20 protein-coding genes are annotated in these 24,880 nt (G+C 58.2%); 8 read left to right on the top strand and 12 right to left on the bottom strand.

Annotated features, from left to right (window positions below; genetic code table 11):
• Positions 1-60: 60 nt before the first annotated feature.
• Both ABVT35_RS17755 and hisN read left to right on the top strand, forming a co-directional pair.
• The gene (locus ABVT35_RS17755) at positions 61-942 is read left to right on the top strand and encodes an N-formylglutamate amidohydrolase (protein ID WP_368468836.1); all 882 of its coding nucleotides are present in this window, start codon (positions 61-63) and stop codon (positions 940-942) included.
• A gap of 249 nt (positions 943-1,191) precedes the next feature.
• Positions 1,192-1,965 carry a histidinol-phosphatase gene (gene hisN, locus ABVT35_RS17760; RefSeq protein ID WP_368468109.1) on the top strand — a complete coding sequence of 258 codons (774 nt, stop codon included), beginning with the start codon at positions 1,192-1,194 and terminating at the stop codon, positions 1,963-1,965.
• Between the two features lie 82 nt (positions 1,966-2,047).
• On the opposite strand, the gene ABVT35_RS17765 is transcribed toward hisN, so the two are convergent.
• Positions 2,048-2,914 carry an AraC family transcriptional regulator gene (locus tag ABVT35_RS17765; protein ID WP_368468111.1) on the bottom strand — a complete coding sequence of 289 codons (867 nt, stop codon included), beginning with the start codon at positions 2,912-2,914 and terminating at the stop codon, positions 2,048-2,050.
• A gap of 92 nt (positions 2,915-3,006) precedes the next feature.
• Here ABVT35_RS17765 and ABVT35_RS17770 point away from each other — a divergent pair, with 92 nt between their 5' ends.
• Both ABVT35_RS17770 and ABVT35_RS17775 read left to right on the top strand, forming a co-directional pair.
• Positions 3,007-4,542 (top strand): YjjI family glycine radical enzyme, encoded by a 1,536-nt coding sequence (locus tag ABVT35_RS17770; protein ID WP_368468112.1) that lies wholly within the window; start codon positions 3,007-3,009, stop codon positions 4,540-4,542.
• The gene (locus ABVT35_RS17775; RefSeq protein ID WP_368468113.1) at positions 4,514-5,377 is read left to right on the top strand and encodes a YjjW family glycine radical enzyme activase; all 864 of its coding nucleotides are present in this window, start codon (positions 4,514-4,516) and stop codon (positions 5,375-5,377) included. Before ABVT35_RS17770 ends, ABVT35_RS17775 begins: the two co-directional genes overlap by 29 nt.
• A gap of 79 nt (positions 5,378-5,456) precedes the next feature.
• On the opposite strand, the gene ABVT35_RS17780 is transcribed toward ABVT35_RS17775, so the two are convergent.
• The gene (locus ABVT35_RS17780) at positions 5,457-6,419 is read right to left on the bottom strand and encodes an alpha/beta fold hydrolase (RefSeq protein ID WP_368468115.1); all 963 of its coding nucleotides are present in this window, start codon (positions 6,417-6,419) and stop codon (positions 5,457-5,459) included.
• Positions 6,420-6,634: 215 nt separating this feature from the next.
• On the opposite strand from ABVT35_RS17780, the gene ABVT35_RS17785 reads away from it, so the two are divergent.
• The gene (locus ABVT35_RS17785) at positions 6,635-7,108 is read left to right on the top strand and encodes an Hsp20 family protein (protein WP_368468117.1); all 474 of its coding nucleotides are present in this window, start codon (positions 6,635-6,637) and stop codon (positions 7,106-7,108) included.
• 51 nt (positions 7,109-7,159) lie between these two features.
• On the opposite strand, the gene ABVT35_RS17790 is transcribed toward ABVT35_RS17785, so the two are convergent.
• The 5 genes from ABVT35_RS17790 to ABVT35_RS17810 form a co-directional block, all read right to left on the bottom strand.
• Positions 7,160-7,738 (bottom strand): DoxX family protein, encoded by a 579-nt coding sequence (locus ABVT35_RS17790; RefSeq protein WP_368468119.1) that lies wholly within the window; start codon positions 7,736-7,738, stop codon positions 7,160-7,162.
• Positions 7,735-8,562 (bottom strand): DUF2063 domain-containing protein, encoded by an 828-nt coding sequence (locus ABVT35_RS17795; protein ID WP_368468121.1) that lies wholly within the window; start codon positions 8,560-8,562, stop codon positions 7,735-7,737. The genes ABVT35_RS17790 and ABVT35_RS17795 overlap by 4 nt, the downstream gene beginning before the upstream one ends.
• Positions 8,546-9,469, bottom strand: a complete 924-nt coding sequence (locus ABVT35_RS17800; RefSeq protein WP_368468122.1) for a DUF692 family multinuclear iron-containing protein — start codon at positions 9,467-9,469, stop codon at positions 8,546-8,548. The genes ABVT35_RS17795 and ABVT35_RS17800 overlap by 17 nt, the downstream gene beginning before the upstream one ends.
• Before the next feature lie 74 nt (positions 9,470-9,543).
• Positions 9,544-9,846 (bottom strand): DUF2282 domain-containing protein, encoded by a 303-nt coding sequence (locus tag ABVT35_RS17805; protein WP_368468124.1) that lies wholly within the window; start codon positions 9,844-9,846, stop codon positions 9,544-9,546.
• 269 nt (positions 9,847-10,115) lie between these two features.
• Complete coding sequence (locus ABVT35_RS17810) at positions 10,116-11,165, bottom strand: low specificity L-threonine aldolase (RefSeq protein ID WP_368468126.1); 1,050 nt, start codon at positions 11,163-11,165, stop codon at positions 10,116-10,118.
• 578 nt (positions 11,166-11,743) lie between these two features.
• Here ABVT35_RS17810 and gltB point away from each other — a divergent pair.
• Together gltB and ABVT35_RS17820 are read left to right on the top strand one after the other, a co-directional pair.
• Positions 11,744-16,465 carry a glutamate synthase large subunit gene (gene gltB / locus ABVT35_RS17815; RefSeq protein ID WP_368468128.1) on the top strand — a complete coding sequence of 1,574 codons (4,722 nt, stop codon included), beginning with the start codon at positions 11,744-11,746 and terminating at the stop codon, positions 16,463-16,465.
• Positions 16,466-16,633: 168 nt separating this feature from the next.
• Positions 16,634-18,088, top strand: coding sequence for a glutamate synthase subunit beta (locus tag ABVT35_RS17820; protein WP_368468129.1), 1,455 nt, complete (start codon positions 16,634-16,636; stop codon positions 18,086-18,088).
• Between the two features lie 27 nt (positions 18,089-18,115).
• Here ABVT35_RS17820 and ABVT35_RS17825 read toward each other — a convergent pair whose 3' ends face one another.
• Both ABVT35_RS17825 and ABVT35_RS17830 read right to left on the bottom strand, forming a co-directional pair.
• Positions 18,116-19,342, bottom strand: a complete 1,227-nt coding sequence (locus tag ABVT35_RS17825; RefSeq protein ID WP_368468130.1) for a DUF459 domain-containing protein — start codon at positions 19,340-19,342, stop codon at positions 18,116-18,118.
• Positions 19,343-19,354: 12 nt separating this feature from the next.
• A complete protein-coding gene (locus ABVT35_RS17830) occupies positions 19,355-20,551 on the bottom strand; it encodes a lytic murein transglycosylase (RefSeq protein WP_368468132.1) in 1,197 nt (398 codons plus the stop codon).
• A gap of 303 nt (positions 20,552-20,854) precedes the next feature.
• Here ABVT35_RS17830 and galU point away from each other — a divergent pair, with 303 nt between their 5' ends.
• Entirely contained in the window at positions 20,855-21,742 is an 888-nt protein-coding gene (gene galU, locus ABVT35_RS17835) for a UTP--glucose-1-phosphate uridylyltransferase GalU (RefSeq protein ID WP_368468133.1), read from the top strand.
• Positions 21,743-21,753: 11 nt separating this feature from the next.
• Here galU and ABVT35_RS17840 read toward each other — a convergent pair whose 3' ends face one another.
• The 3 genes from ABVT35_RS17840 to ABVT35_RS17850 form a co-directional block, all read right to left on the bottom strand.
• Positions 21,754-23,247: an outer membrane beta-barrel protein gene (locus ABVT35_RS17840; RefSeq protein ID WP_368468135.1), complete on the bottom strand. Its 1,494-nt coding sequence runs from the start codon at positions 23,245-23,247 to the stop codon at positions 21,754-21,756.
• Between the two features lie 100 nt (positions 23,248-23,347).
• Positions 23,348-23,803, bottom strand: coding sequence for an NfeD family protein (locus ABVT35_RS17845; RefSeq protein ID WP_368468137.1), 456 nt, complete (start codon positions 23,801-23,803; stop codon positions 23,348-23,350).
• The gene (locus ABVT35_RS17850; RefSeq protein WP_368468837.1) at positions 23,800-24,789 is read right to left on the bottom strand and encodes an SPFH domain-containing protein; all 990 of its coding nucleotides are present in this window, start codon (positions 24,787-24,789) and stop codon (positions 23,800-23,802) included. Before ABVT35_RS17850 ends, ABVT35_RS17845 begins: the two co-directional genes overlap by 4 nt.
• Positions 24,790-24,880: the final 91 nt, after the last annotated feature.

Consider the following 24,880-nt stretch of genomic DNA (forward strand, 5'->3'; position numbering starts at 1 on the left):
ATGTGATTTGCAGGAGTGCCGGTTTGACCACAGGGCGCGCAGAGCGGGATTAAGCCATTGATCGAAGATATTTTTTCCGATCACCCACCGTTTGAAATACGCATGCCTGCCGAACAAATCGTCCCTTTTGTATTCAATTCGCCCCATAGCGGCCGGGTCTACCCCGAAGCCTTTCTTTCAGCCTCCAGGCTCGACCGGCATTCCATACGCCGTTCCGAAGATTATTATGTCGATCAGCTGTTCGACGCGTCGCCCCATATCGGCGCGCCGTTGCTGGCAGCGCATTTCCCGCGCGCATTCATCGACGTCAACCGGGAGCCCTACGAGCTCGATCCGCGCATGTTCGAAGGCCGGGTTCCTTCCTTTATCAATGCCAGTTCGATGCGCGTTGCCGGAGGCCTCGGCACAATCCCGAGGCTTGTGGCGGAAAATATGGAGATTTACGGCCAGCGTTTAACCATGGAAGAGGGGCTGGATCGCATCGACCGTTTCTACCGTCCCTACCACGACCGGCTGCGCAAATTGCTGGTCAAAACCCATTCGCGCTTTGGTTACGGCGTTCTGGTGGATTGCCACTCGATGCCGGCAAGTGCGCAGGCCGGCAGCCGCACGCGGCCGGACTTCGTTATCGGCGATCGCTATGGGACCAGCGCCACCGAGGCGCTTTCAAGGCTGGCGGTCAGCATTTTGCAGGATCTCGGCTATACGGTTTCGCGCAACAAGCCCTATGCGGGCGGGTTCATCACCGAACATTACGGACGCCCCGCCCGCGGGCTTCACGCCATACAGATCGAAATCAACCGCGGTCTTTATGTCAATGAACAGACCTTCGAAAAGACAGCCGGCTTTATCGGGTTGCGCAAGGATCTGTCACAGTTCATGGACCTTTTGACCGAGTATTTTTCCAGCAACTATTCCGATGTGGCCCTTGCGGCCGAGTAGGCGCAGCGGCAAACTTCCCGGACAGGCCGGGCAAAAAAAAGACCGCACCGGTTCGGCGCGGTCAAATCTAGGGAGGAAACGCCCAATAAGGGCATACGCAGTCGTTGACTGCATCACCAACATATTGCTGCGCTGCACAAATGTCAAGAGATGAACAAAAATCTTTTCGCGCTTGCAATAATTTTCCACTCCATAAAAACGCCAATAGCCGCAGGCCATGACCCGAAACGCGGAGCCGTAGGAAGCAAAATGCAACCAGATCTTGAATTTCTGCACAGTCTTGCGGACGCAGCCGCGAAGGAAACGCTGCCGCGCTTTCGCGTCAATACCGAGATCACAAACAAACTGCAGAGCGGCTTCGATCCCGTGACCGAAGCCGACCGGGCCGCCGAAGAAGCCATCCGTGCGCTGATCGGGCAGAACTTCCCCGATCACGGCATCATGGGGGAAGAGCATGGCAGCGTCGGGCTCGACCGCGAATATGTCTGGGTCATCGATCCGATCGACGGAACGCGGGCCTTCATTTCCGGCCTGCCCGTGTGGGGGACGCTTATCGGGCTTTATAAAAACGGCCGGGCCGTCGCCGGTCTGATGGACCAGCCCTTTACCGGCGAGCGCTATGTCGCCGATGAGAGCGGCACATACTACCGGGGACCGGATGGAAAGCGCCCCGTCAAGGCACGCGATTGCACCTCGCTTGCCGATGCGACACTGTTTACCACGTCACCGCATCTGTTTGCCGGCGAGCAGGCAGAGCGCTATGGCGCCGTCGAAGCGCAGGTGAACCTCTTCCGATATGGCTGCGATTGTTATGCCTATGCGCTGGTTGCCAGCGGCAATGCCGACCTTGTGATCGAAAACGACCTCGCGGCCTATGATATCGGTGCCCTGATCGCGATCCTCGAATCTGCGGGCGCCGTCGTTACCAACTGGGACGGCGGCCGGCCCGAGCAGGGCGGCGACATCATCGCAGCCGGAAGCAGGGCCGTACATGAGCAAGCGCTTGCGCTGCTTAATGGTTGAGATGCGGCCGTACCGAGGTTTGCGGGACAGAAGCGCGTGCGCAGGGCAGTTTCACAATATGTCATCCGCGATGGCGGGGCCGTCAGAACCGTGCGGTCGCGCGAAATGAGCGCGGGGAACATCCATTGTGGCGTTTGAAATCCCGGCTGAAATGAAACGGATCGACATAGCCGCAGCGCATTGCGACGTTTGAAATATTCTCGGCGCTGACGGTCAACAAATGCCGCGCCAATACCATTCGCTCCTGACGAAGCCACGATATGGGAGACGTTCCGGCGACTGTACGAAAGCGGCGGAACAATTGCGACGGGCTAAGCCCGGCGATATCTGCCAATGATGATATGTTCCAGTCACGGGAAATGTCCTTGCGCAGTTGCCGCATGACATTTGAAACGGGATCCGAAACGTCCTCGGCAATCGCGCCAATCCTCTTGGTGAAAAGAACCGCAACGATTGAGGCGATCTGTGCGTTCATGGCCGCATCCGCTGACGGGAGATGATCGGCCAGGTTCTGCACGATGTCGGTGAAGCAGGGCTTCAGGTTGTCCACTTCGTCAAATGCCGGATTTTCCTGCAGGCCGATTTGCTCGTGCAATCTGTCCAGGCCATGGCCCGACACGGCCACCCAGATATATGACCACTGGTTTTTACGCGCCGCTCCGTGGGCATATTTGCGAGACGTATCAAGCCATACCAGGCTGCCGGCTCCCGTTGCGAACACACCATCGCCGACCTTGATGCGCCCTTCGCCCGAGAGGGTCAGGATAAGCGTGTGCTGGTGGTAGCGGTGGCTGACCATTCCATCCTTGGCTGAGACGTTGGTATGCCCGCCGGCTGCTACATGGTACGGCCAGGGCGAGTTCACCGGGTCAACGCTGTGAAAGTATATGTCTGAACCTGACGGATTCTCCATGAATGCGAGTATTGTCCAGTTTTGTGGCATTGTCATGCATTAAATGCGGTGTTTTTTGCGGGTATTGTCTATCTTGGTGAGTTGCCCTCGGCCCGTGGGCGATTGTGCCTTGCGTGAAGGAGCTCCAAATGCCCAGTGAAAACCCGAACTTCCGCCGCATTGTGAATGACCCAACGCTGAGTTCCGCGCAAAAGGCCCGCGCCCTTTCGCTTGAGGCTGAAAATTCGCTGACCTATCCGCAGATTGACGAAGAAACCCGGAATGCGCTGGACGCGCGGGTGATTTGCGACATGTACGAAGGTCATGCCCCTTATAAACCGCGCTACGTTTTGCCCGACTACGGGGTGGTTCTGGAAAACGGCAGCGAATGGCTGGAACTGCCGGCACCGAAAACGCTGGATGAGGCAATCAACACGCTGATGATCGCCTATCACCATGTGCCGTCGGTCACTGCCATGCCGGTTTACATCGGCCAGTTGGACGACCTGCTGCTGCCCTTCTGCGAAGGCGTGTCGGACGAAGCGCTCTATCAGAAGATCAAACTGTTCTGGCGCTATCTCGACCGGGTGCTGCCCGACGCTTTCATGCATGCGAATATCGGCCCAACGGACAATCGCGTTGCCCGGGCGGTTCTGCGGGTTGACGCCGAGCTCAAGCAGATTGCGCCGAACCTGACCTTTTTCTACGATCCGCAAATCAGCAGCGATGATATTTTGCGGCAGGCCGTTGAAAACATTACAAAATGTTCGAAGCCGCATATTGCGAACCACCCCCTGCACGGCGAGGTGTTCGGCGACCGCGGCTACGGTATTGTCAGTTGCTACAATGCCCTGCCCGTTTGCGGCGGTGCATCGACCCTGACACGGGTCAATCTGGCCGCTGTGGCCGAGCGGTCTCGCAACGTCGAGGAATTCCTGGCGGTCAAACTTCCACACTATGTCGACCTGAACTTCCGTCTGACCGAGGCGCGCATAGATTACCTATTCAATCAGTCGGGCTTTTTTGACAGCTTTCTGGTGACCGAAGGCTGGATCGACGAGACGCGATTTACTGCCATGTTCGGTATTTTCGCCATGGCGGAAGCCGTGAACGTTCTTCAAGACAAACAGGGCGCCAAGGGGCGCTACGGTCACGACCCGCAAGCCAACGCCCTTGGCCACAGGATCTCCGCGCGCCTCGAGGAACTTGTGGCTGCGCGGACGTTGAAGAATGTCTGGCGGTCACGCGCCATGCTGCATTCCCAGGCCGGGCTGTCCACCGACACGGGCTACACACCAGGCGTGCGCATCCCCTACGGAACCGAGCCGGACCCCGTGAGCCATGTTCAGGCACTGGCCGCACATCATCGGCATTATGCTTCGGGTGTCAGCGAAATCCTGACGCTGGATGAAACCGTCAATGCAAACCCCGACGCGGTGATGGATTTGTGCAAGGGAGCCTTTGCCAAGGGTTTTCGCGAGTTTACGGCCAATGTGGGCGGAAACGATCTGGTGCGGGTGACCGGTTACATGATCCGGTTATCGGATGTTGAACAATACAACGCCAAAAACGGATCACGAACCAATACCACCGCGCTCGGTGCGGAGGCCGCCAAATGCACGTCGATCCTGCAACGCAAACCCCGGGTAGTGGCAAATGAACTCCTTGCGGGCGCCGATCAGTAAGATCCTGAACTGGTCCTGTGTCGACGGGCCGGGCAATCGGATGGTTCTGTTTTTTCAGGGCTGCAATTACAACTGCGCGGCCTGTCATAACCCGCACACCATAGGCCAGTGCAACAATTGCGGCGATTGCATCCCGGCTTGTGCGCCGCAAGCTCTTTCACTGGTTGATGGCAGGATATCGTTTGAGGCTGACCTGTGCACCCATTGCGATGAATGCCTGAAGGCTTGCCAGATCAACGCCAATCCGATGGTTCAGACCTACAGCGTAAAGGACATTTGCGCTTTGCTGCGTGAAAATATCAGCTTTCTGTCCGGCATCACCGTTTCCGGCGGCGAAGCGACGCTGCATCTGCCGTTCATCAAGGCGCTGTTTTCGGAAACCGGAAAAGATCCGAAGCTGAAGCACCTGAGCCGCTTTATCGACAGCAATGGCCATCTCGGGACCACCGCCTGGCAATCTGTGCTTGATGTAACGGATGGCTTTATGCTCGATATCAAGGCCTTTGATCCCGAGCTGCACATGCGCTTGACCGGGCGAAAAAATGACCGCAGTCTCGCAAGTGTCCGGATGCTTCATGAAGCAGGAAAACTTTATGAATTGCGATTCCTGATGATCCCCGGCCGGACGGACAGCGAGACCGAAATCAAAAGTCTGATCGAATTTGCCCGAACCCTGGATGGCCCGGTGCGCATAAGGCTGAACGCGTTCCGTACCCACGGTGTCCGCGGGGAGGCTGCCGGTTGGCCGCCTGTGGCACGCGCAAGGGTCGAGACCGCGGCCGGCATGCTCAGGCATGCCAACCTTGGGCCCGTCGAACTGCCCGCACTTTGGTGACGGATTGTAGCTGACAAAGGCGGCCGGAGTTTCTCGAACGGTCTGAAAATGCGCTGGCATCCGGTGGCCACCGTCAGCCCTATAATTCACCCGGCATGAAGGCTTTGATTGCTGCCATGACCTGCTCCCGGAAGATATCGGCTTCCTGGAACAGTTCGTGTTGGGCGTGGTCGATGGTGATCAGTTCGCTGGCGCGGAAGTGGGAGGCCAGTTCCTCGACGGTTTCGATCGGTACGATCGTGTCGGCGCCGGCGCCAAGAAGCAGTGTCGGGATGCGGATCGAAGCAAGGTGCGCGGGCCTGTGCACGCGCTTCATCGCTCGGAAACATTCGGACAGCCAGCGAAAGGTCGGGCCACCAAGGATAAAGTCCGGGCAGGTATCGTAGATGGCCCGGTTACGAGCAAATCTCTGACGGTCCGACGTCAGACTGTTGCCTTCGAATACGAGATTGCTTCGCTTGTTGCCGGTGGGAGATTTCCTGCCAAAACCAAACATACTGGCCGCCCCAACCATGAAGCGCAGCATCGGCTCGCCGAACCGGCCGTCCTGCATGCCGACAAAGGGGGCTGAAAGCGCCATTTTTTCAACGCGGTTGGCAAGGCGCGGCGCAGCTGAAAGTGCGATCAGGCTGCCGGTCGAATGGCCGATTATGAAAAAGGGCAGACGCGCATCCGGCAGGACGATGTTTTCCAGAAAATACTCAAGATCGTCCTCGTAGTCCGAAAACCGCTGTACGTGGCCGGCGATTGAATTCTTCAAAAGCCTTTCCGATCCGCCCTGGCCGCGCCAGTCGAACGTCGCGACCCACAGGCCGGCGTCGGTGAGGTCGCGGATCGTTTCGTAGTATTTCTCGATGGTCTCGTTACGACCCTGTAGCAGAACGACCGTGCCCGATGCCCGGGTAACGCTGGAACGAAAAATCGCGTAGCGTAGCTTCTTGTTGTCGCGGGTTTCGAAGTAGCCGGCAGTGGCGTTTTCCGGCGCCGGATTGTCCGGCGTGTCGTGGATGATGTTTTCGGGTTTGGGTGCGCTTTGGTCCATGTTTCTATTGAACCTTTCTGGCCGTGCTGATCAAGGGTCAATGTGCTTTAAAAACAGGGGCATTCACGGTTATTGCAGATATCTTGAAACGCTGCTTTGCAGTCACCATTTATAGCTTGCAGGCGCCATTCCGGGCCTGCTGGCTCGATGGCCTGCCGCCAAGCGGGGGTATCCGAAGCCAAGACCAAAACAGTCGCTCAATGGAGGACAAGACCATGCGTCATGTCGATTTTTCACCCCTTTATCGCTCCACCGTCGGATTTGACCGGCTCTTTACCATGCTGGACAGCCTTGCCCAGCCTGACCAGGGCCAGACCTACCCTCCCTACAATATCGAAAGAACAGGCGACAACGCCTACCGGATCACCATGGCCGTCGCCGGCTTCGGTGAAGACGAACTTTCCATCGAGGCACGCGAACACGTGCTGACGGTCAAGGGCGAAAAGACGGACAACAGCGGCAGCGACGAAGGCGAATTCCTTTATCGCGGTATCGCCAAGCGCGCTTTTGAACGCCGCTTCCAGCTCGCCGAATATGTGGAAGTCAACGGAGCCAAGCTCGAAAACGGACTGCTTCACGTGGACCTCGTGCGCGAAATTCCCGAGGCCATGAAACCGCGCCGTATTGAAATCACGGCCGATAAATCAGCAGATACGACCAAGCAGATCGAAGCCGAAACGGTCGCCTGACCATTTTGGGCAGACTAACGAAAACGGCGCCTTGATCGGCGCCGTTTTTGCTTATGCGGGCAATGGTCCCGTCAATCGCGCGTTCCACCATCGGGAGATCAGCGTATCCAGCGATATGAGGCCAGGGCCTTTGACGGCCACGTAGATGAGCGGTGTAATCCAGAACAGCCGCTGGTCGAGAATTTCGCCGGGCTGGCCGTTGAAAAGCGTGCCCAGCGCAACGCCATGGCCGGTCGCGTCCACATAGGTCTGCACGAACACAAAAGCGATCATGCCTACGGCACCGACGCGGGCGAACAGACCGATAATCACCAGGACCGGGAGAATGAACTCCCCGTAGGTTCCTGCATAGACCATGATGTGTGCCGGCAGAGGCAGCGCGCTTGCTTCATATCCGGCGGCCTCGAAGGCCTTGCCTGCGATCTGGATGTAGGCGCTGTCTGTTACCTCGAACATACCAAGCAACCCGTCTCCAATCTTGGTTTTGGCCGAGTTCAGGTAATAAACGTAGAGCGTGGCGGCGATGACGAAACGTGAGAACAGACCGAGGAACCAACCGGCTGTAATTGTCTCGACCGCACCAAACACTCCGTCATGCAGCCGGCGTATCATTTCAATGAGCGACGTCATGGTTTGTGTCCCTTTTCGTTCTTGTCCTGGGATGCAATTCCGGTGAATACACCGGCTTCCAGCATGGCTGCGATTGCCTGTGCCAGATCGAAATCTTGTGTTTCTTCCATGGCCGAGCCGGCAGCCTTGCCCAGTGTGTCGCCGTTGATCAGCGCCTGCAGAAATGCAGCGCCTCCCGGCGGCAAATGTCTTATCTCGACATCGAATTCGCGCCGCGTAATCAGCCCGTCCTCGGCGGTGCCGGGGTCGATCCCCGAAAGGTCTTTGCCTGCGCGGTTCGCCGAAAAGATCGATACCGCTGCATAGGTCGAGCGAACGATATGCGCTGCCGGATGGGCATTAAAACACTGAGCCGCGAGATCTTCCGGGGGAACGGCACCGAGCTCCGCCGGGTCCATCGCCGGTACATCGGCCGCGTGGAATGCGTCCAGCCAGGCACGCTCGATCCGGGCGACGTCCGGCAGGTAGCTGAGTTTTTCGACCGGCTCGAATTTTTCGAGAAAGGCAGGAAAACCTGAGCCATAGCGAAACAACAGCGGTGAGGATGGCTGTTCGCTCCGGACATAGATCTTGGCCATTGCGCGAAAGAACTCGTCGCCAACGAGGCGGTGAACAGCAGGATAGATATCGCAAAGCGCCCCAACGAGGCCGACCGTCACATTGTTGCGGTAGACATTGAACCGTTTGGCGGCCTTCTTGCCTTGCGGGCCGACAATGCCTTGCGGCGTCGGCAGGTCCGGGTCAAGCAGGGCGTCGGAGAACGGCTCCAGGCTTGCCGCACCGGCGGTCCCGCCTGCGCGCTTCGTTTTAGCCGTTTGCGGCATGGCGGCTCCCCAGCAGGTAGTTGGTAGCCCGCCGCTCGAGAATTTCATCGGCCCGCTTTGCCTCATGACGCAGGACCGGCCAGTCGGGAACATTGTTGTCCCATTCAATCAGTGTCGGAACCGGCCCCATCTGACCGATGACAATGTCGTAGAGTTTCCAGACCTCGTCGTCGACTGGGCGGTCATGCGCGTCAATCAATAGCGGTTCGCCTTCGTCATCGACGTCCGGTGCGTGGCCGGCGAGGTGTATCTCCTCGACCTTCTCCAGCGGAAATTCGGAGAGATATGTCAGTGGGCGGTATTTCTGGTTGGTGGCCGAGACGAAGACATTGTTGATGTCGAGCAGCAGGCCGCAGCCGCTGCGCTCGGCAATCTGCGCAATGAATTCCGTTTCGCTCATGGTCGACCGCTCGAACTGCACATAGGTCGACGGGTTCTCAAGCAGGATCTTGCGGCCGAGCGCGTCCTGGAGCTGACCGATGTGACTGCAAACCCGGTCGAGCGTCTGCTTGTCGTAGGGAACGGGCAGGAGGTCATTGAAATAGTTGGCGTCGTGAGTGGACCAGGCAAGATGCTCGGAAACGAGACCGGGCTGGTAGCGGTCAACGACACGTTTCAGACGTTTGACGTGTTCGTGGTCAATGCCGTTTTCACTGCCGATCGAAAGGCCGACCCCATGAACGGATAGCGGAAAATTCTGGCGAATAGCGGTAAGTGCGCGATGCGGTGCGCCGCCTTCACCCATGTAGTTTTCCGCGTGGATTTCCAGAAAGCCGATGCGGTATTCATCGTTCAAAATGGCATCGACATGATCCGGTTTCAGACCTGCGCCGGCGCGTGCGGGGATGGTGCTGTCCGTGAAACGGGCACCGACATCGGTGTCTGCCCAGGAGGCTTTGTTCGTCATAGAATTTCTCCCGCTTCACCGGATTGCCGACCACCCGTAACAACGCGGGCGGTCGGCATAAATTCCGGCTTGGCTTAGGCCGGCAGGTCGCGATCGAGCGGCTCAAGCGAACCGGTGCGGCCATCCGGCAGGTTCATCGTGGTGCAGGTGCCGTCGCTGACCAGCTTCCAGGCATTGCCCTGATAATCGACGGTCGACGTTCCGGCGCAGGTGGTGCCGGGACCTGCCGCGCAGTCATTCTGACCGGCAAGGGAAACGCCGTAGCACTTTTCTTTGGCAGAGGCCGTGGTTGTCGAGGCAACGAGTGTTGCACCGGACAGGGCCATGGCAACCGCACCGGCAACAGCGGAAGCGCCAACAATTGTTTTCTTGGACATGATGATCTCCTTGGGAGTTTTTGATTCAGATGGTGACACTTGTCTTTCCCCGGTGGTTGCCGGGACGGGCGGAGTTTCTGAAAAATGCGGATAAATTGGAAATCAACAGCGTGTTATCTCCTGTAAGCCAGTCGTGACAAAAGTGTTATGTCCGGGCGCCGCAGAAAAAAATGCGGTCCACCCGGCAGTTTACACCGCTATCGGCGTTGCGTATCCGTTGCTTTCATTGCCACTGTGCCGGCAATCACCGGTGGGTTAGCGTCCCGATATTATTCCAATGACTCGGCAAAACCGAGGACATGGTCCTCGGTGGTCGCGAATCCGGTAACGAGCCGCGTGATGAGTTCGTCATCACCGACAAGGCTGCTGGCGAAATTCGGCGTATGCCACTCGTAAAACCGGACGCCTTTTTCGATCAGCATGTCAAACCGGTCGCGCCGCATGATGGCGAAGACTTCATTGGCCTGGCTGTCCCAGGCAAGGCGTGCATTGTCCGATGCCCTGATGATCTCCTGAAGCCGGGAAGACATGTTGTTGGCGTGGGCGGCGACCTGCATCCACAGATCGTCCTCGAAATAGGCTTCAAACTGTGCCGCTATGAAGCGGGTCTTGGAAAACAGGTGGGCCGATCGTTTGCGAATGAACGGTAAGTCCTTCGCTTTTTCAGGATCGAATACGACCAGCGCCTCGGCGCACCAGCAACCGTTCTTGGTGCCGCCGAAGGAAAGAACATCGACGCCGCGCCGCCAGCTCATCTCGGCAGGGCTTGATCCAAGTCCTGCCATGGCATTTGCAAAGCGGGCGCCGTCCATGTGTAGCGATAGCCCGTGTTTTCGGCAGATTTCGGCGACGGCCTCAATTTCACCGTGCTCGTAAACGGTGCCGATTTCGGTGGACTGGGAGATGCTGACGGCCATCGGCTGGCCGGCATGGACAAATTCTGGCGGAACACGGCCGATCGCGGCTTCGAGTTCCTGCGGATCGATTTTGCCGTAGGCGCCGTCCACACCTGCAAGGCGTATGCCCTGACCCAGGAATTCGGGTGCGCCGCCCTCATCGGCGATCAGATGGGCTTCCCGGTGACAAAAGGCAACGCCGCCCGGCCTGCTGACGGAAGCCATGGCGAGCGAATTGGCTGCCGTTCCGGTGCCGACAAAAAAGACGGCGACCTCGCGTTCGAATATCTCGTTGAACTTTGCCTCGATTTTTTTGTCCAGATCGCTGCCTCCATAGGCGGCTGCAAAGCCGGATGCATGGCGGGTGAGCGATTCGGCGATAAGAGGATGTGCGCCTGCCCAATTGTCCGAGGAAAAATGCATGGGGGTCCTTTAGAGCAAACCTGATGATGTCCGCACATTCATGACACGGAATGCCTGCAAGGCAAAGCGCGCGTGTCAAACCGGTGTCTCCGGTCATAATGAAACCAAAACTGTCACGATGGTGAAATATTATGTCGCCAATTGTCCGGGTGTGGCAATATGCTGATGTTGCGGGTCACAAAAATGACCCTGCCATCTTGCTCCCGGTGCCGGTTTCTGGCATACAGGGTCAAAATAGGACAGCCATACTGTCCTAATTGGATGCTCGAAACCGCATTTCAGGTTCGAATCCAAAAAGGCTACATTGGTGGCCGCAATGGGGAAGGGCGCCCGATCCGGGCTTGCAGGTCCGCATTGAAGCGCATGTCAAGTGACGGATTTCATTAGAAATTTGTCTTTGAACGGGCGCGAACGGTGTTTTGAAACCGGACCGTTTTGGACCGCAGAGCGCCGTAAATAGGCTAATTGCTCAAATTCGCCGCGTGATAAAACTGTACCGGAATGAACCGAACCGGCACGGACAATCAGGTCGCCCCATGAAGCCGAACGGTTTCCCAGGCCATGACAGGAGGAAAAAGATGACGGATAAAACGCCATCACAGGCAGTCGCTGTGCCACGATCGACACAAGCACTGACGGTGAAACGCGCCGGCACGTCTGGATTCCCTGAAAAACAGGGCCTTTACGACCCGCGCAACGAGCACGACGCCTGCGGAGTGGGCTTCGTTGCCCATATGCGCGGCGAAAAGTCCCACCAGATCATCGCAGATGGTCTGTTCATGCTGGAAAACCTGACCCACCGCGGCGCGGTTGGCGCGGATCCGCTGATGGGCGATGGTGCCGGAATGCTGGTGCAGATCCCGCATGGGCTGTTCCGCGACGAGATGGCGAAGCAGGATGTTTCCCTGCCCGAGGTCGGTCACTACGCCGTCGGCTATCTGTTCATGCCGCAGGATGCGGAGATGCGTGCCCATATCGAGGAGATCATCGAGGAAGTGGTGGTCGCCGAGGGGCAGATCCTTCTCGGCTATCGCGATGTGCCGGTGGACAATTCCTCCCTCTCAAAGGCGCCGGATATTGTTGCGACTGAACCGTTCCATCGTCAGGTTTTCATCGGCCGTAATCCGGAAATCGAGACAGAAGATGAATTCAAGCGCCGGTTGTTCATTCTGCGCAAGGTTATCTCGAACCGTATTTTCGACGAGACCGACGGACGCGACAACGGCTTCTACATCGTTTCGCTTTGCAGCCGGACCATCGTCTATAAGGGGATGTTTCTCGCCTATCAGGTGGGTGCCTATTACAAGGATCTGACGGATGAGCGTTTCGTCTCCGCCGTTGCCCTTGTTCACCAGCGCTTTTCGACGAACACATTCCCGTCCTGGAAACTTGCGCATCCTTACCGGATGGTCGCGCACAATGGCGAGATCAATACGCTGCGCGGCAATGTCAACTGGATGGCCGCCCGCCAAGCGTCTGTTTCGTCCCCGCTTTTCGGTGACGACATCTCCAAATTGTGGCCGATTTCCTACGAAGGACAGTCGGACACGGCCTGTTTCGACAATGCGCTGGAATTCCTCGTGCAGGGCGGCTATTCGCTGACCCATGCCGTCATGATGCTGATCCCGGAAGCCTGGGCCGGCAACAAGCTGATGCATGATGACCGCAAGGCCTTTTACGAATACCACGCGGCGCTGATGGAGCCCTGGGACGGACCGGCCGCGGTCGCCTTTACGGATGGCCGGCAGATCGGCGCGACGCTCGACCGCAACGGCCTTCGCCCGGCCCGCTACATCGTCACCGACGACGACCGTGTGATCATGGCTTCGGAGGCTGGCGTGCTGCCTGTCGAAGAAAAGAAAATCGTGCGCAAGTGGCGGCTACAGCCCGGCAAGATGCTGTTGATCGACATGGAGGAGGGCACGATCGTGTCCGACGCCCAGATCAAAAAGGAGCTCGCCAACGCCAACCCCTACCAGGAATGGCTCGACCGCACCCAGATCGTGCTGGAAGATCTTCCGAATTCGGGAATGTCGGCAAGCCGCACCCATGCTTCGCTGCTCGACCGGCAGCAGGCTTTCGGCTACTCGCAGGAAGATCTGAAGCTGCTGATGTCGCCCATGGCAACGACGGGCCAGGAGGCACTCGGCTCCATGGGCACCGATACGCCCATTTCGGCCATGTCGGACAAGTCGAAGCTGCTCTACACCTATTTCAAGCAGAATTTTGCACAGGTCACCAACCCGCCCATCGATCCGATCCGAGAGGAATCGGTGATGAGCCTCGTGTCCTTCATCGGGCCGCGGCCGAACCTTTTCGATCTTGAAGGGCTGGCCGAGCGCCGGCGTCTGGAAGTGCGCCAGCCGATCCTGACCAATGAGGATCTGGAGAAAATCCGCGCGATCGGCGATATTTCCGACAACCAGTTCCAGACAAAAACCCTCGACATGACCTATCGCGAGAGTCGCGGCGCCGACTATCTGGCCGAGGCACTGGACAATCTTTGTGCGCGCGCCGAACGCTGCGTCAACAATGGCTACAACATCATAGTCCTGTCGGACCGGCAGATTTCGGTCGACCGGATCGCCATTCCGGCCCTGCTCGCAACGGCCGCCGTGCACCATCATCTCATCCGCAAGGGTCTTCGCACCTCGGTCGGCCTGGTGGTGGAAACGGGCGAACCGCGCGAAGTACACCATTTTGCGGTTCTTGCTGGCTATGGCGCCGAGGCCATCAACCCTTATCTCGCCTTCGATACGCTTGCCGACATGCACAATAAGGGCGAGTTCCCGGCAGCGGTCGATCCGTACGAAGTCGTACACCGCTATATCAAGGCCATCGACAAGGGGCTGTTGAAGGTGATGTCCAAGATGGGCATTTCCACTTACCAGTCCTATTGCGGCGCGCAGATATTCGATGCGGTCGGCCTGTCGACGGCATTTGTGAAAAAGTACTTTTTCGGGACCGCAACAACGATCGAGGGCATCGGGCTGGAAGAAATCGCCATCGAAACCCATGCGCGCCATGCGCGGGCTTTCGGCAATGATCCGGTGCTTCGGACCGCGCTCGATGTCGGCGGTGAATATCTCTACCGCATCCGCGGCGAAAACCATGCCTGGTCGCCGGATTCCGTTGCGCTGCTGCAGCATGCGGTCCGCGGCAATGCGCAGGACAAATACCGTGAGTTCGCGCGCATCGTGAACGAGCACGCGGAGGGTCTCAACACCATTCGCGGCCTGTTCAAGATTGCCGATGCCGAAGATGCCGGTCGCAAACCTGTTCCGCTTGACGAGGTCGAGCCGGCTGCCGATATCGTCCGGCGCTTTTCCACCGGCGCAATGTCATTCGGCTCGATCAGCCGCGAAGCGCACACGACACTTGCGATCGCCATGAACCGGATTGGCGGCAAGTCCAATACCGGCGAGGGCGGCGAGGAACCGGACCGCTACATGCCGCTGCCGGACGGATCGATGAATCCGGAACGTTCGGCAATCAAGCAGGTCGCATCAGGCCGCTTTGGCGTGACAACCGAATATCTGGTCAATTCCGACATGATACAGATCAAGGTCGCGCAGGGCGCCAAGCCCGGTGAGGGTGGCCAGCTGCCCGGCCACAAAGTCGACGCGACGATCGCCAAGACCCGCCATTCGACCCCGGGCGTCGGTCTGATTTCACCGCCGCCGCATCACGACATCTATTCAATCGAAGATCTGGCACAGCTGATCTACGATCTGAAAAACGTTAATCCGGAAGCCGATGTTTCGGTCAAGCTGGTTTCGGAGGTGGGTGTCGGCACGGTTGCCGCCGGCGTTGCAAAGGCGCGCGCCGATCACATCACCATTTCCGGGTATGATGGCGGCACCGGCGCATCGCCGCTGACATCGCTGAAACATGCGGGTTCTCCCTGGGAAATGGGCCTTGCCGAAACGCATCAGACTCTGGTGCTGAACGGGCTGCGTTCACGTGTGCCGCTGCAGGTGGATGGTGGACTGCGCACCGGGCGCGACGTGATTGTCGGCGCTCTGCTTGGTGCCGACGAGTTCGGCTTTTCAACGGCCCCGCTGATTGCCGCCGGCTGCCTGATGATGCGCAAGTGCCACCTCAATACCTGCCCGGTCGGCATCGCCACACAGGATCCGGTGCTGCGCCAGCGTTTCAAGGGAACGCCGGAGCATGTGATCAACTATTTCTTCTTCATTGCCGAAGAGGTGCGCGAGTTCCTTGCCGCCATGGGCTATCGCAAGCTGGACGAGATCATCGGGCAATCCGATCTTTTAAAGAAGGATCAACTGATCAGTCACTGGAAGGCCAAGGGGCTGGATTTCAGCAATATCTTCTACAAGCCCGAGGCACCGAAGGAAGATACCTACTGGACCAAGCGCCAGGAACACCCGATCGATGATGTTCTCGACCGCTCGCTGATCGAGAAGGCGGCGCCGGCGCTTGAGGACAAGACGCCGGTTGCCTTCGAGACGGACATAAAGAATGTCGACCGCTCCACCGGCGCCATGCTGTCGGGTGAGGTTGCCAAGCGCTTTGGCCACAAGGGGCTTGCGGATGACACGATTTCCGTCACCCTGAACGGTACCGCCGGGCAGTCCTTCGGCGCGTTTCTTGCGCGCGGCATTTCCTTCGATCTTGTCGGTGACGGCAACGACTATGTCGGCAAGGGGCTTTGCGGCGGCCGCATTGTGGTTCGCCCGCCGGAAGACAGCCGGATTGTGCCGGAAGATTCCATCATCGTCGGCAATACCGTGCTTTACGGCGCCGTCGAGGGTGAATGTTATTTCCGTGGTGTCGCGGGAGAGCGTTTCGCCGTGCGCAACTCCGGCGCGGTTGCCGTGGTTGAAGGCGTTGGCGATCATGGCTGCGAGTATATGACCGGCGGTATTGTCGTCGTCATCGGGCAGACAGGCCGCAATTTTGCCGCCGGCATGTCCGGAGGCGTTGCCTACGTGCTCGACGAAGCCGGTGATTTTGCGCGCCGCTGCAACATGGCCATGGTCGAGCTGGAACCGGTTCCCGAAGAAGACGACCTTCTGGAGGAGCTGCACCATCACGGCGGTGACCTTGACCACAAGGGACGTGTTGATGTCTCCGGCGATATGACACGCCACGATGAAGAGCGGCTTTACCAGCTGATCTCCAATCACGTCCATTACACCGGCTCCGAGCGCGGCAAGGACATTCTGGAAAACTGGGCCGACTACCGTCCAAAATTCCGCAAGGTGATGCCGGTGGAATACCGGCGCGCCCTGGAGGAAATGGAGCGCATGCGCATTGGCGTGGCGGCCGAATAGACGGATATGTCAAACAGTGGCGCCCGGTCTTGATGGGCAGGGCGCCAGGCAGAAATGGGACACAGGACAGGTTTTGAACCACGCTGCGGCTGCAAGAGGCGGCCTGACAATCTGAAAAGACGCCGGCGATCAGGGATCTGTCTGAAGGAATGAAGAATAGGAACGGATATGGGTAAGGTTACTGGATTTCTGGAAATCGACCGTCAGGTCGCCAAGTACCAGCCTGCGTCGGATCGCGTGCGGCACTTCAAGGAATTCACGATTCCGATGTCCGATTCGGAGGTCGTCAAACAGGCGGCCCGCTGCATGGATTGCGGAATTCCCTTTTGTCACGGACCGACCGGCTGCCCGATCCACAACCAGATTCCCGATTGGAACGATCTCGTCTTCAACGACAATTGGGAAGAGGCGATACGCAACCTGCATTCGACCAACAATTTTCCGGAATTCACCGGCCGCATCTGCCCGGCACCCTGCGAAGAAGCCTGTACGTTGAATCTCGAGGACATACCGGTCGCCATCAAGACGGTGGAGCAGGCGCTCGCCGACAAGGCCTACGACATGGGCTACGTGGTTCCTCAGCCTGCCGACACGAAGACCGGCAAATCCGTTGCGGTCATCGGTTCGGGCCCTGCGGGCATGGCCGCGGCGCAGCAGCTTGCACGCGTCGGCCACGAGGTGCATGTCTATGAGCGCGAAAGCGCCGCCGGCGGTCTGCTGCGCTACGGCATTCCCGATTTCAAAATGGAAAAGCACTATATCGACAAGCGTGTTGCGCAGATGGAAGGCGAGGGTGTTGTCTTCCACTACGATGTTCATATCGGTGTTGACAAGACCGTCGATGCGCTGCGCGAAGAGCACGATGCCGTGATCTATTGCGGGGGATCGGAAAAGCCGCGTGACGCCGGAATTCCGGGTGTGGATTTTGCCGGCGTTCACGATGCGATGCCTTATCTGGTGCAGCAAAACAAGCGGGTTGCGCGCGAAAACATCGATTCAACAGGCTGGCCGTCGGAACCGATCCTTGCGGGAGGCAAACATGTCGTTGTCGTCGGCGGTGGCGATACCGCTTCCGACTGCGTGGGAACGGCTTTCAGGCAGGGCGCCGTCAAGGTGACGCAGCTCGATATCCGGCCGCAGCCGCCGGTCCGGGAAGACAAACTGGCGGTGTGGCCGTTCTGGGCCACCAAAATGCGCACGTCCTCATCGCAGGCCGAAGGTGCGGTCCGGGAATTTCAGGTCGGCACCCTGGAGTTTGTCGGTGAAAACGGCATTTTGACCGGGGTGAAGTGCTGCCAGGTCGATGAGAAGAGAATGCCGATCGCCGGTACGGAATTCATCATCAAGGCCGACCTTGCATTTATTGCCATCGGCTTCCGCGGCCCATTCGAAAACGGCGTTCTGAAAGATCTTGGCGACCGGCTCGAAATCGGCGTTGACGGGCGCGGTTCGACCTATGTGATGGCCAATGAGAGCGACTATCGCACATCCGTTGACGGTGTCTGGGCGGCCGGCGATGTGCGTCGCGGCCAGTCGCTGGTTGTATGGGCTATCCGCGAAGGTCGGCAGGCTGCGCACGATGTCGACAAGCAGCTGATGGGATCGACCATCCTGCCGCGGTAAATACTCAACTTCTGCAGAAACGTGGAATCAGCCTTGCGGCGCTTCGGGTGCTTTTGTGAGCGAGGTCTTGTCCTGCTTGCGCGGCCAGACGAAATAGTCGGCCCTGCCCGGTGGTGCGTCGCTGGTCTTGCCGTCAAAGACCAGGTCATCACGCGGCGTACGTGTCAGTGATGTGGGTGGTGCGCCGGCGCCCAGCAGCTCTTTCGACCCGTCGAGGTCGGGGTCGTTCATTGCAATCGGACTGGTGCGCACAAGCACGGAGCCGGTGCTGGGGTGCAGCACCAGCAACTCCGGCAGATTTTCCTCTGTAAGCTTTGCCACGTGCTCGCTGGCATCATCACCAAGCAGGCGTCGGATCGGCTTTTCCACGTAGAAAGCGAGCTTGCGCTTGCCTGCCTTTGTCATTCTGATGCCGTCTGATGTTCGCAGCCGCACCTGCTGGCCGATGACGTTCGAACCGGTATAGACGAACTTGCCCTCCGCATCGACGAAGCCGTCCCAGATATCGACATATTCGCCATTCACTTCTTCGGTGATCGCTCTGTAAATCTCGTTAAAGGCCAGCATATCCCTCGACATGGTGGACTTTTTGTAGGATGGCGCACCGACCCAGATAAGCGGAATATTGCGGGAGCGGACCGCGCGCGCGATGGAATCGACCCGTTGCGCATATACAGAGTTCCAAATATCTGAACGCAGAGGAATTCGTTTGCGACCCTTTCTGCGCATGTCCTGCCGGTCGTTAGATCCGATCATGACGACGACCATGGACGGCTGTATCTCGTCCAGAAAACCCGGCAGCTTTTTGTTCCAGTTGTAGTAGTCGTCGCGCACCAGCCCGGAGGAACCGCTGGTCTTGCGTACCACGCTGACACCGGGTGACTGTTCGAAGGCGGTATCGAGGCCCTCGGACAGTGACTTGGCCATAAAATCGCCGACCACCAGAATCTTGCGGGCGTTTTCGAGCTTCTGGACTGTCTCGACCTTTTTCGTCTTTTTCCTGTTCTTTTTGCCCGGGGAAACGCGAATGACCGATTTTTTTCTTCTTATTTTCGCTCTGGGTTTTTGGCGGTTGGTTTTTTCGGGGCGAACCTTGCGTGGCCCAAACAGCCTGTCGATAAGGGTTCGGCGCTCATATTTGGTCTGCGCATCGGCCGAACTGACCGGCAGCGCCAGCGATATTGCCATCGTGAAAACAGCAAGCAGGGGCAGCACCAAAAGGTAGGAACCCAGATTTCTGCCTATTGCGACCACACCGGTCTCCGTTCATCGCCTCAGTGTCTTGAGTAATTTTTGCGATGGAACACCGTCCGGCGTCAAGCCGGTTTGCGATTGAAATGCCTTGATGGCGAGCTGCGAACCGGAGCCGATATTGCCGTCGATTTCGCCGGAATAGTAGCCAAGTGCCTTCAAATGGACCTGAATTTCCCGTCTTTCGTCCATGGAAAGCACGCCCTTTGGCCGCGGCCATTTCTGCTTGAGACCGTCATAGCCGGCGATGCGGTCGGCAAGCAATCCGACAGCCAACGCGTAACTGTCGGAATTGTTGTAGCGCTTGATGATGAAGAAGTTCCGCAGCATCAAAAAGGCCGGTCCCCTGCCGCCGGCAGGCATTTTAAGGACCGCTTTTTCACCGGGCCGTGGAAAAGTGCGGCCGTTGGGTCTCCTGAAGCCGAGATTTGCCCATTGGGCGAGTGTCTTGGATTTTCCGACATAACGGGAGGCGTTGCGCGGCGCCTTTACCTCGTAACCCCAGGTTCTTCCGGTTTTCCAGCCGTTCTTGCGCAGGAGATTGGCGGCTGTCGCCAGCGCATCGGGCACCGAATTCCATATGTCGCTACGGCCGTTGCCGTCGTGGTCCACTGCAAAAGCCAGATAACTTGTCGGTATGAACTGGGTGTGGCCCATGGCGCCGGCCCAGGAGCCGGTCAGGTTTTCCTTGGAAATGTTGCCGGACTGCAGGATCTTGAGCGCGGCGATGAGCTGTTTACGGGCAAATTTTGCACGTCTGCGATCGGCATAGGCAAGGGTCGCGAGCGCCCGTGGCACATAGTGCAGCCGGTCGGGATAGTTGAAAACGTTGCCATAGCTGGATTCCACCGACCAGATGGCGAGCACTACCGAACGTTCGACGCCGAAGCGGCGTTCGATCTCGGCGAGGGTCCGGCTGTAGCGCTTGGCCATCTCCTGCCCGGTCTGCACCGTCGTGAAATGAACCCGCGTATCGATGTAGCTCCACGTATCCTGTTTGAATTCAGGCTGAAAGCGTGCCTTGCGCAGTACCTCCGGATCGGGTTCGCGGACGCCGGCAAACGCCTTTTGATAGGTGGATTTCTTGATCCCGGACTTCGCCGCCACCGGATAGAAATCGTTGATCCATTTTCGGAAGCCTGCATCGGCCGCCGCCGGTGCCGCGTCGAAGAGCATTGCAGGCATCATCAATAGCGGCAGAAACGCAAGCATTTTGCGTCTGCCGGAGCACTGCAGTCCCGTATTTCCCGCCATCTGAGACATCGCCGTCAGTTTAGTTGCGGCTCAAGGCGGAAAAATGGCCGCCTTCCGCTGGTTTAATACACTCTGTCAGACATCATAAATAGGACGCATCAACAATGTGTTAACCATAAAAGAGCACAACCAAACCGGTTCCGCCGGTAATTGTGCCACGTGCATGGCGCCGGTCAAATGTGTTGATTATTGCGGACCGCACGGGATATCTACGCTAGTCCCGAATTACCGGGTATTTGCTGAGACGAAAGGCACGGTTACATGGCGCAGCAGGGCAGGGTCAGAAAAGCAGTTTTTCCGGTTGCGGGGCTTGGAACGCGTTTTCTGCCGGCAACCAAAGCGATCCCGAAGGAAATGCTGACAGTCGTCGACAAGCCGGTCATTCAATATGTTGTCGACGAGGCGCGCGCGGCAGGCATTGAGCATTTCATTTTCGTCACGGGTCGCAACAAGGCCGTCATCGAAGACCATTTCGACATTCAGGTGGAGCTCTACGACACACTGCGAAGCCGCGGCAAGATCGATGAGCTGAACAATCTCGAGGCGCTGCAGCCGAAACCCGGCCAAACGAGTTTTACCCGCCAGCAGGAGCCCCTCGGCCTTGGCCACGCGGTATGGTGCGCGCGTGAACTCGTCGGTGATGAGCCATTTGCACTGCTTTTGCCCGATATGGTGATGCAGGATGATCGCGGGTGCCTGGCGGGCATGGTCGATCTTTATGGAAAAGTCGGCGGTAACGTCATTTCCGTTGAGGAAGTGCCGGAAGAAGAAACCCATCGCTATGGCATTGTCGGCGTCGGAGAAGACATCGGTGATGACGGGTTCCAGATCAGCGCCATGGTCGAAAAGCCGGCGCCGGGCACGGCACCATCGAACTATTTTATCAATGGGCGCTATATTCTGCAGCCGGAGATATTTTCAATCCTGGAAACCCAGGAAACAGGCGCCGGCAATGAAATCCAGATTACCGACGCGATGCTGAAACTGGCCGAAAGGCAGCCGTTTTCGGCGTATCATTTCCGCGGCAACACTTTCGATTGCGGATCGAAGGAAGGTTTCATCAAGGCAAATGTCTCATTCGCTCTGACGCGCGAGGATATCCGCGCGAAGGTAGAGGACGACCTGCGCCGCATGCTTGATGCGATTTAGCAGCTATTGCATCAGCGCTGCATCTTAACGCCGAGCCCGACAAAGAACTCATCATTGTCCAGCCCACCGTCATTGAGCGTCTTTTCGTAAGTGGCGCCGCCGTCGATGGCGAAATAGCGATTGAGCCACCAGGTGAACCCGGCACCTGCGCCCACAATGGTCTGATTGGGGGTCGAACCGACATAATCGCGCCAGCCGAGCAGGCCGCTGAGGCTTGCTGTCACATTCGAGCGCAGCTGGTGGGTGACCTCGGCGGTCGCGGCGTAGTAGACCGATCCGGACTCATTGGCCGTCGTTGAATCTTCAAGGCTTGTCGAAACGCCCATCAGCACGTCCGTACCGCGGTGCGGAGACCAGGTGGCAAATCCATTCACCGTGACCGCCTGGATCGGTTCGAGCCGACTGTCGTCGATATCGCGCAGGGCATAGCCGACGGCAAATTCGCCGGTCAGCTTTTCACCGAAATCGGCGGTAACGCCAGTGCGCAGGGCGTAGGTGTTCGAGTTGCGCGCAAATCCGGACGCATCGACGGTGTTGTCATAGATAATCTGCCCGAAACTGCCCTGGACAAAGGGCGTATAGGCCGAGCCTGTTTCAAGGCCGGCGCGCAGGGTGACCGTATAGTTGTCCTGATCGCGATCGGACAGCGAAACCAATGTGCCGTCGGACAACTCCGCATCGCCGTATCTCGAACGGCCGCCGTCAATCGTCGCGGTGCCCCGCCAGGAGCCGAACAGATGGCTCAGCGATGCGGCGGCGGCAAATGTGTGAACTTCGGCCTGCGCGACGGCGCCGGAAATGGCATTGGGATCCGTCTGGTCCTCCCGTCCGAATTCATAATCAACGCTGAGATCCGCAGTCGTCAGCGACGACAGGTCGAGTCTCAAATCGGCATTGACGGATGTGCTCGGGTCTTCCGCACCGTTGCCGCTGATCGTCTTGTCGAGTACCTGTTCGGCGCCAATATTGAGCTGATGCCTGGACCAGTTGGATTCGATTTCCGTCTCCAGCACAGTCCTGCTGTAGGTTCGCGAGACGTGCGATGTGCCGTCATCCTCGGTCTCATGCGCGATCTGCTGCGTTACCGTCGGGCGCAGGATGAAGGTTCCGACCCGGATTCCAACCGGCGCAAAGGGATCGGCATCGTCCTGCCGGTTGATCTGGTTTGCCACCGGTTCGGCGCGCGGATTTACGGTTCCGGCGCTCTGTACGGGCTGAGCCGGATCGATGATGACCGTCGTATCGAGTGCCGGTCCTTCATTTTCGCCACGGCGGGTGTCGTCGGCAATGCGATCTGCGGCGCGCAAAAGACGCCGTCGCTCCGCATCCGAAAGGCCGTCGTCATCGGTAATGCCGCGCAGCAGCAGATCCTCATTGGCAATGCTCTGAGCACCGGCCTCAAGAGGGTACATGCTGCCGATTGCGAGCGCGCAAAACAGCATCCCCGCCCGTGGCGGGGATGTGCTGAAAACACTGTCCGTGACTTTGCGTTTACTCGACGCCATGGAGCCTTGAACCGGAGGGTTTGAATTCTTGTCAAACCGTAAAGCTTCGTGGTTAAGGCTTCCTTTACGTGCTGCTCAGCCGGCTATCTGTTTTACCGGCCTAGACGGCTTCGACACGCAGCTCCCTGCCGTTGCTTTCCACCACGCGAACCTGCGCGCCGACAGGCAGGTCGGGTCCGCTCACCACCCACATCGTATCATCGATGCGAATACGGCCGCGTCCTTCCTTGATGGGCTCGGACAGCGTTGCGGTGCGACCGACGAGGCTTTCACCGCGCTTGTTCAGCAGCGGCTCATCGGACACCCCGCTTTTTGCCATGATGCGGCGGCCCAAAATTGCCGCCGCGCCGGATAGAACTGCAAATACCAGTATCTGTGTCTGCCAGATCCAGAACGGGTCGTTCCATAAAAACAGCGACAGGCAACCGACAATGACTGCGGCAATGCCGATCCAGATCAGGAATACCCCCGGCATGAGGATTTCGGCAGCCAGGAGAATCAGCCCCAGGACCCACCAGCTCCAGGGTCCAAGTTCCGTGACGATGCGCTCAATCATACCTCGTCATCCCGGTGTCCCGCCGAAGGCACGGAGCCGCTGCGCCTGGGTGCGCCGCCCGGATTGGAGCCTCCGTCACCGAAAACTTCCTTGGCGATTGCGCCTATGCCGCCGAGCGAACCGATCAGGGACGAGGCCTCCATGGGCATCAGCACGATCTTCTGGTTACGGGCCGTGCCGATCGAAGCAAGCGCTTCGGTGTATTTCTGGGCAACGAAGTAATTGATTGCCTGCACGTCGCCGGAGGCGATGGCTTCGGAGACGACCTGTGTTGCCTTTGCCTCGGCAGCGGCAAGCCGCTCGCGCGCCTCGGCGTCGCGGAAAGCCGCCTCGCGGGTGCCTTCGGCTTCCAGGATGGCCGCCTGCTTGGCGCCTTCGGCGCGCAGGATCTGAGCGTTTCGCGAGCCTTCGGCTTCCAGAACCTCGGCACGCTTTTCGCGTTCGGCCTTCATCTGCCGGGCCATTGAATCGATGAGATCGGTCGGCGGGTTGATGTCCTTGATTTCGACGCGGGTAATCTTGATGCCCCATGGATTTGCCGCCTCGTCGACGACCCGCAGCAGCCGGTCATTGATTGCATCCCGGTTGGACAACAGCTCGTCAAGGTCCATCGAACCCATGACCGAACGGATATTGGTCATCGTCAGGTTCAGGAGCGCGGTTTCGAGATTGTTAACCTGATATGCCGCCTGGGGCGCGTTCAGAACCTGATAAAAGGCGACGGCATCGGCAGCGACGGACGCATTGTCCTTGGTAATGACTTCCTGCGTCGGCACATCGAGAACCTGTTCCATCATGTTCATGCGGGCGCCGACGCGGTCAATGAACGGTACGATCAGGTTGAGGCCGGGATTCAATGTCCTTGTGTAGCGCCCGAAGCGCTCGACTGTGTAATTATAGCCCTGCGGCACCGTCTTTATGCCGGCGAACAGAATGAGGATGACAAGTACAACAAATACGATGACTGCAATGTCGAATCCGGCCAAAGGCATATTTTCTCTCCCGCTGAAACCTGTCGTCCACGGGCACGAATACACACCGCGAATCAGTCAGCGCCGGTTCGTGCCTTCACTGTAA

It is taken from the genome of Hoeflea sp. TYP-13, from assembly GCF_040932035.1.
Classification (GTDB): Bacteria; Pseudomonadota; Alphaproteobacteria; order Rhizobiales; family Rhizobiaceae; genus Hoeflea_A.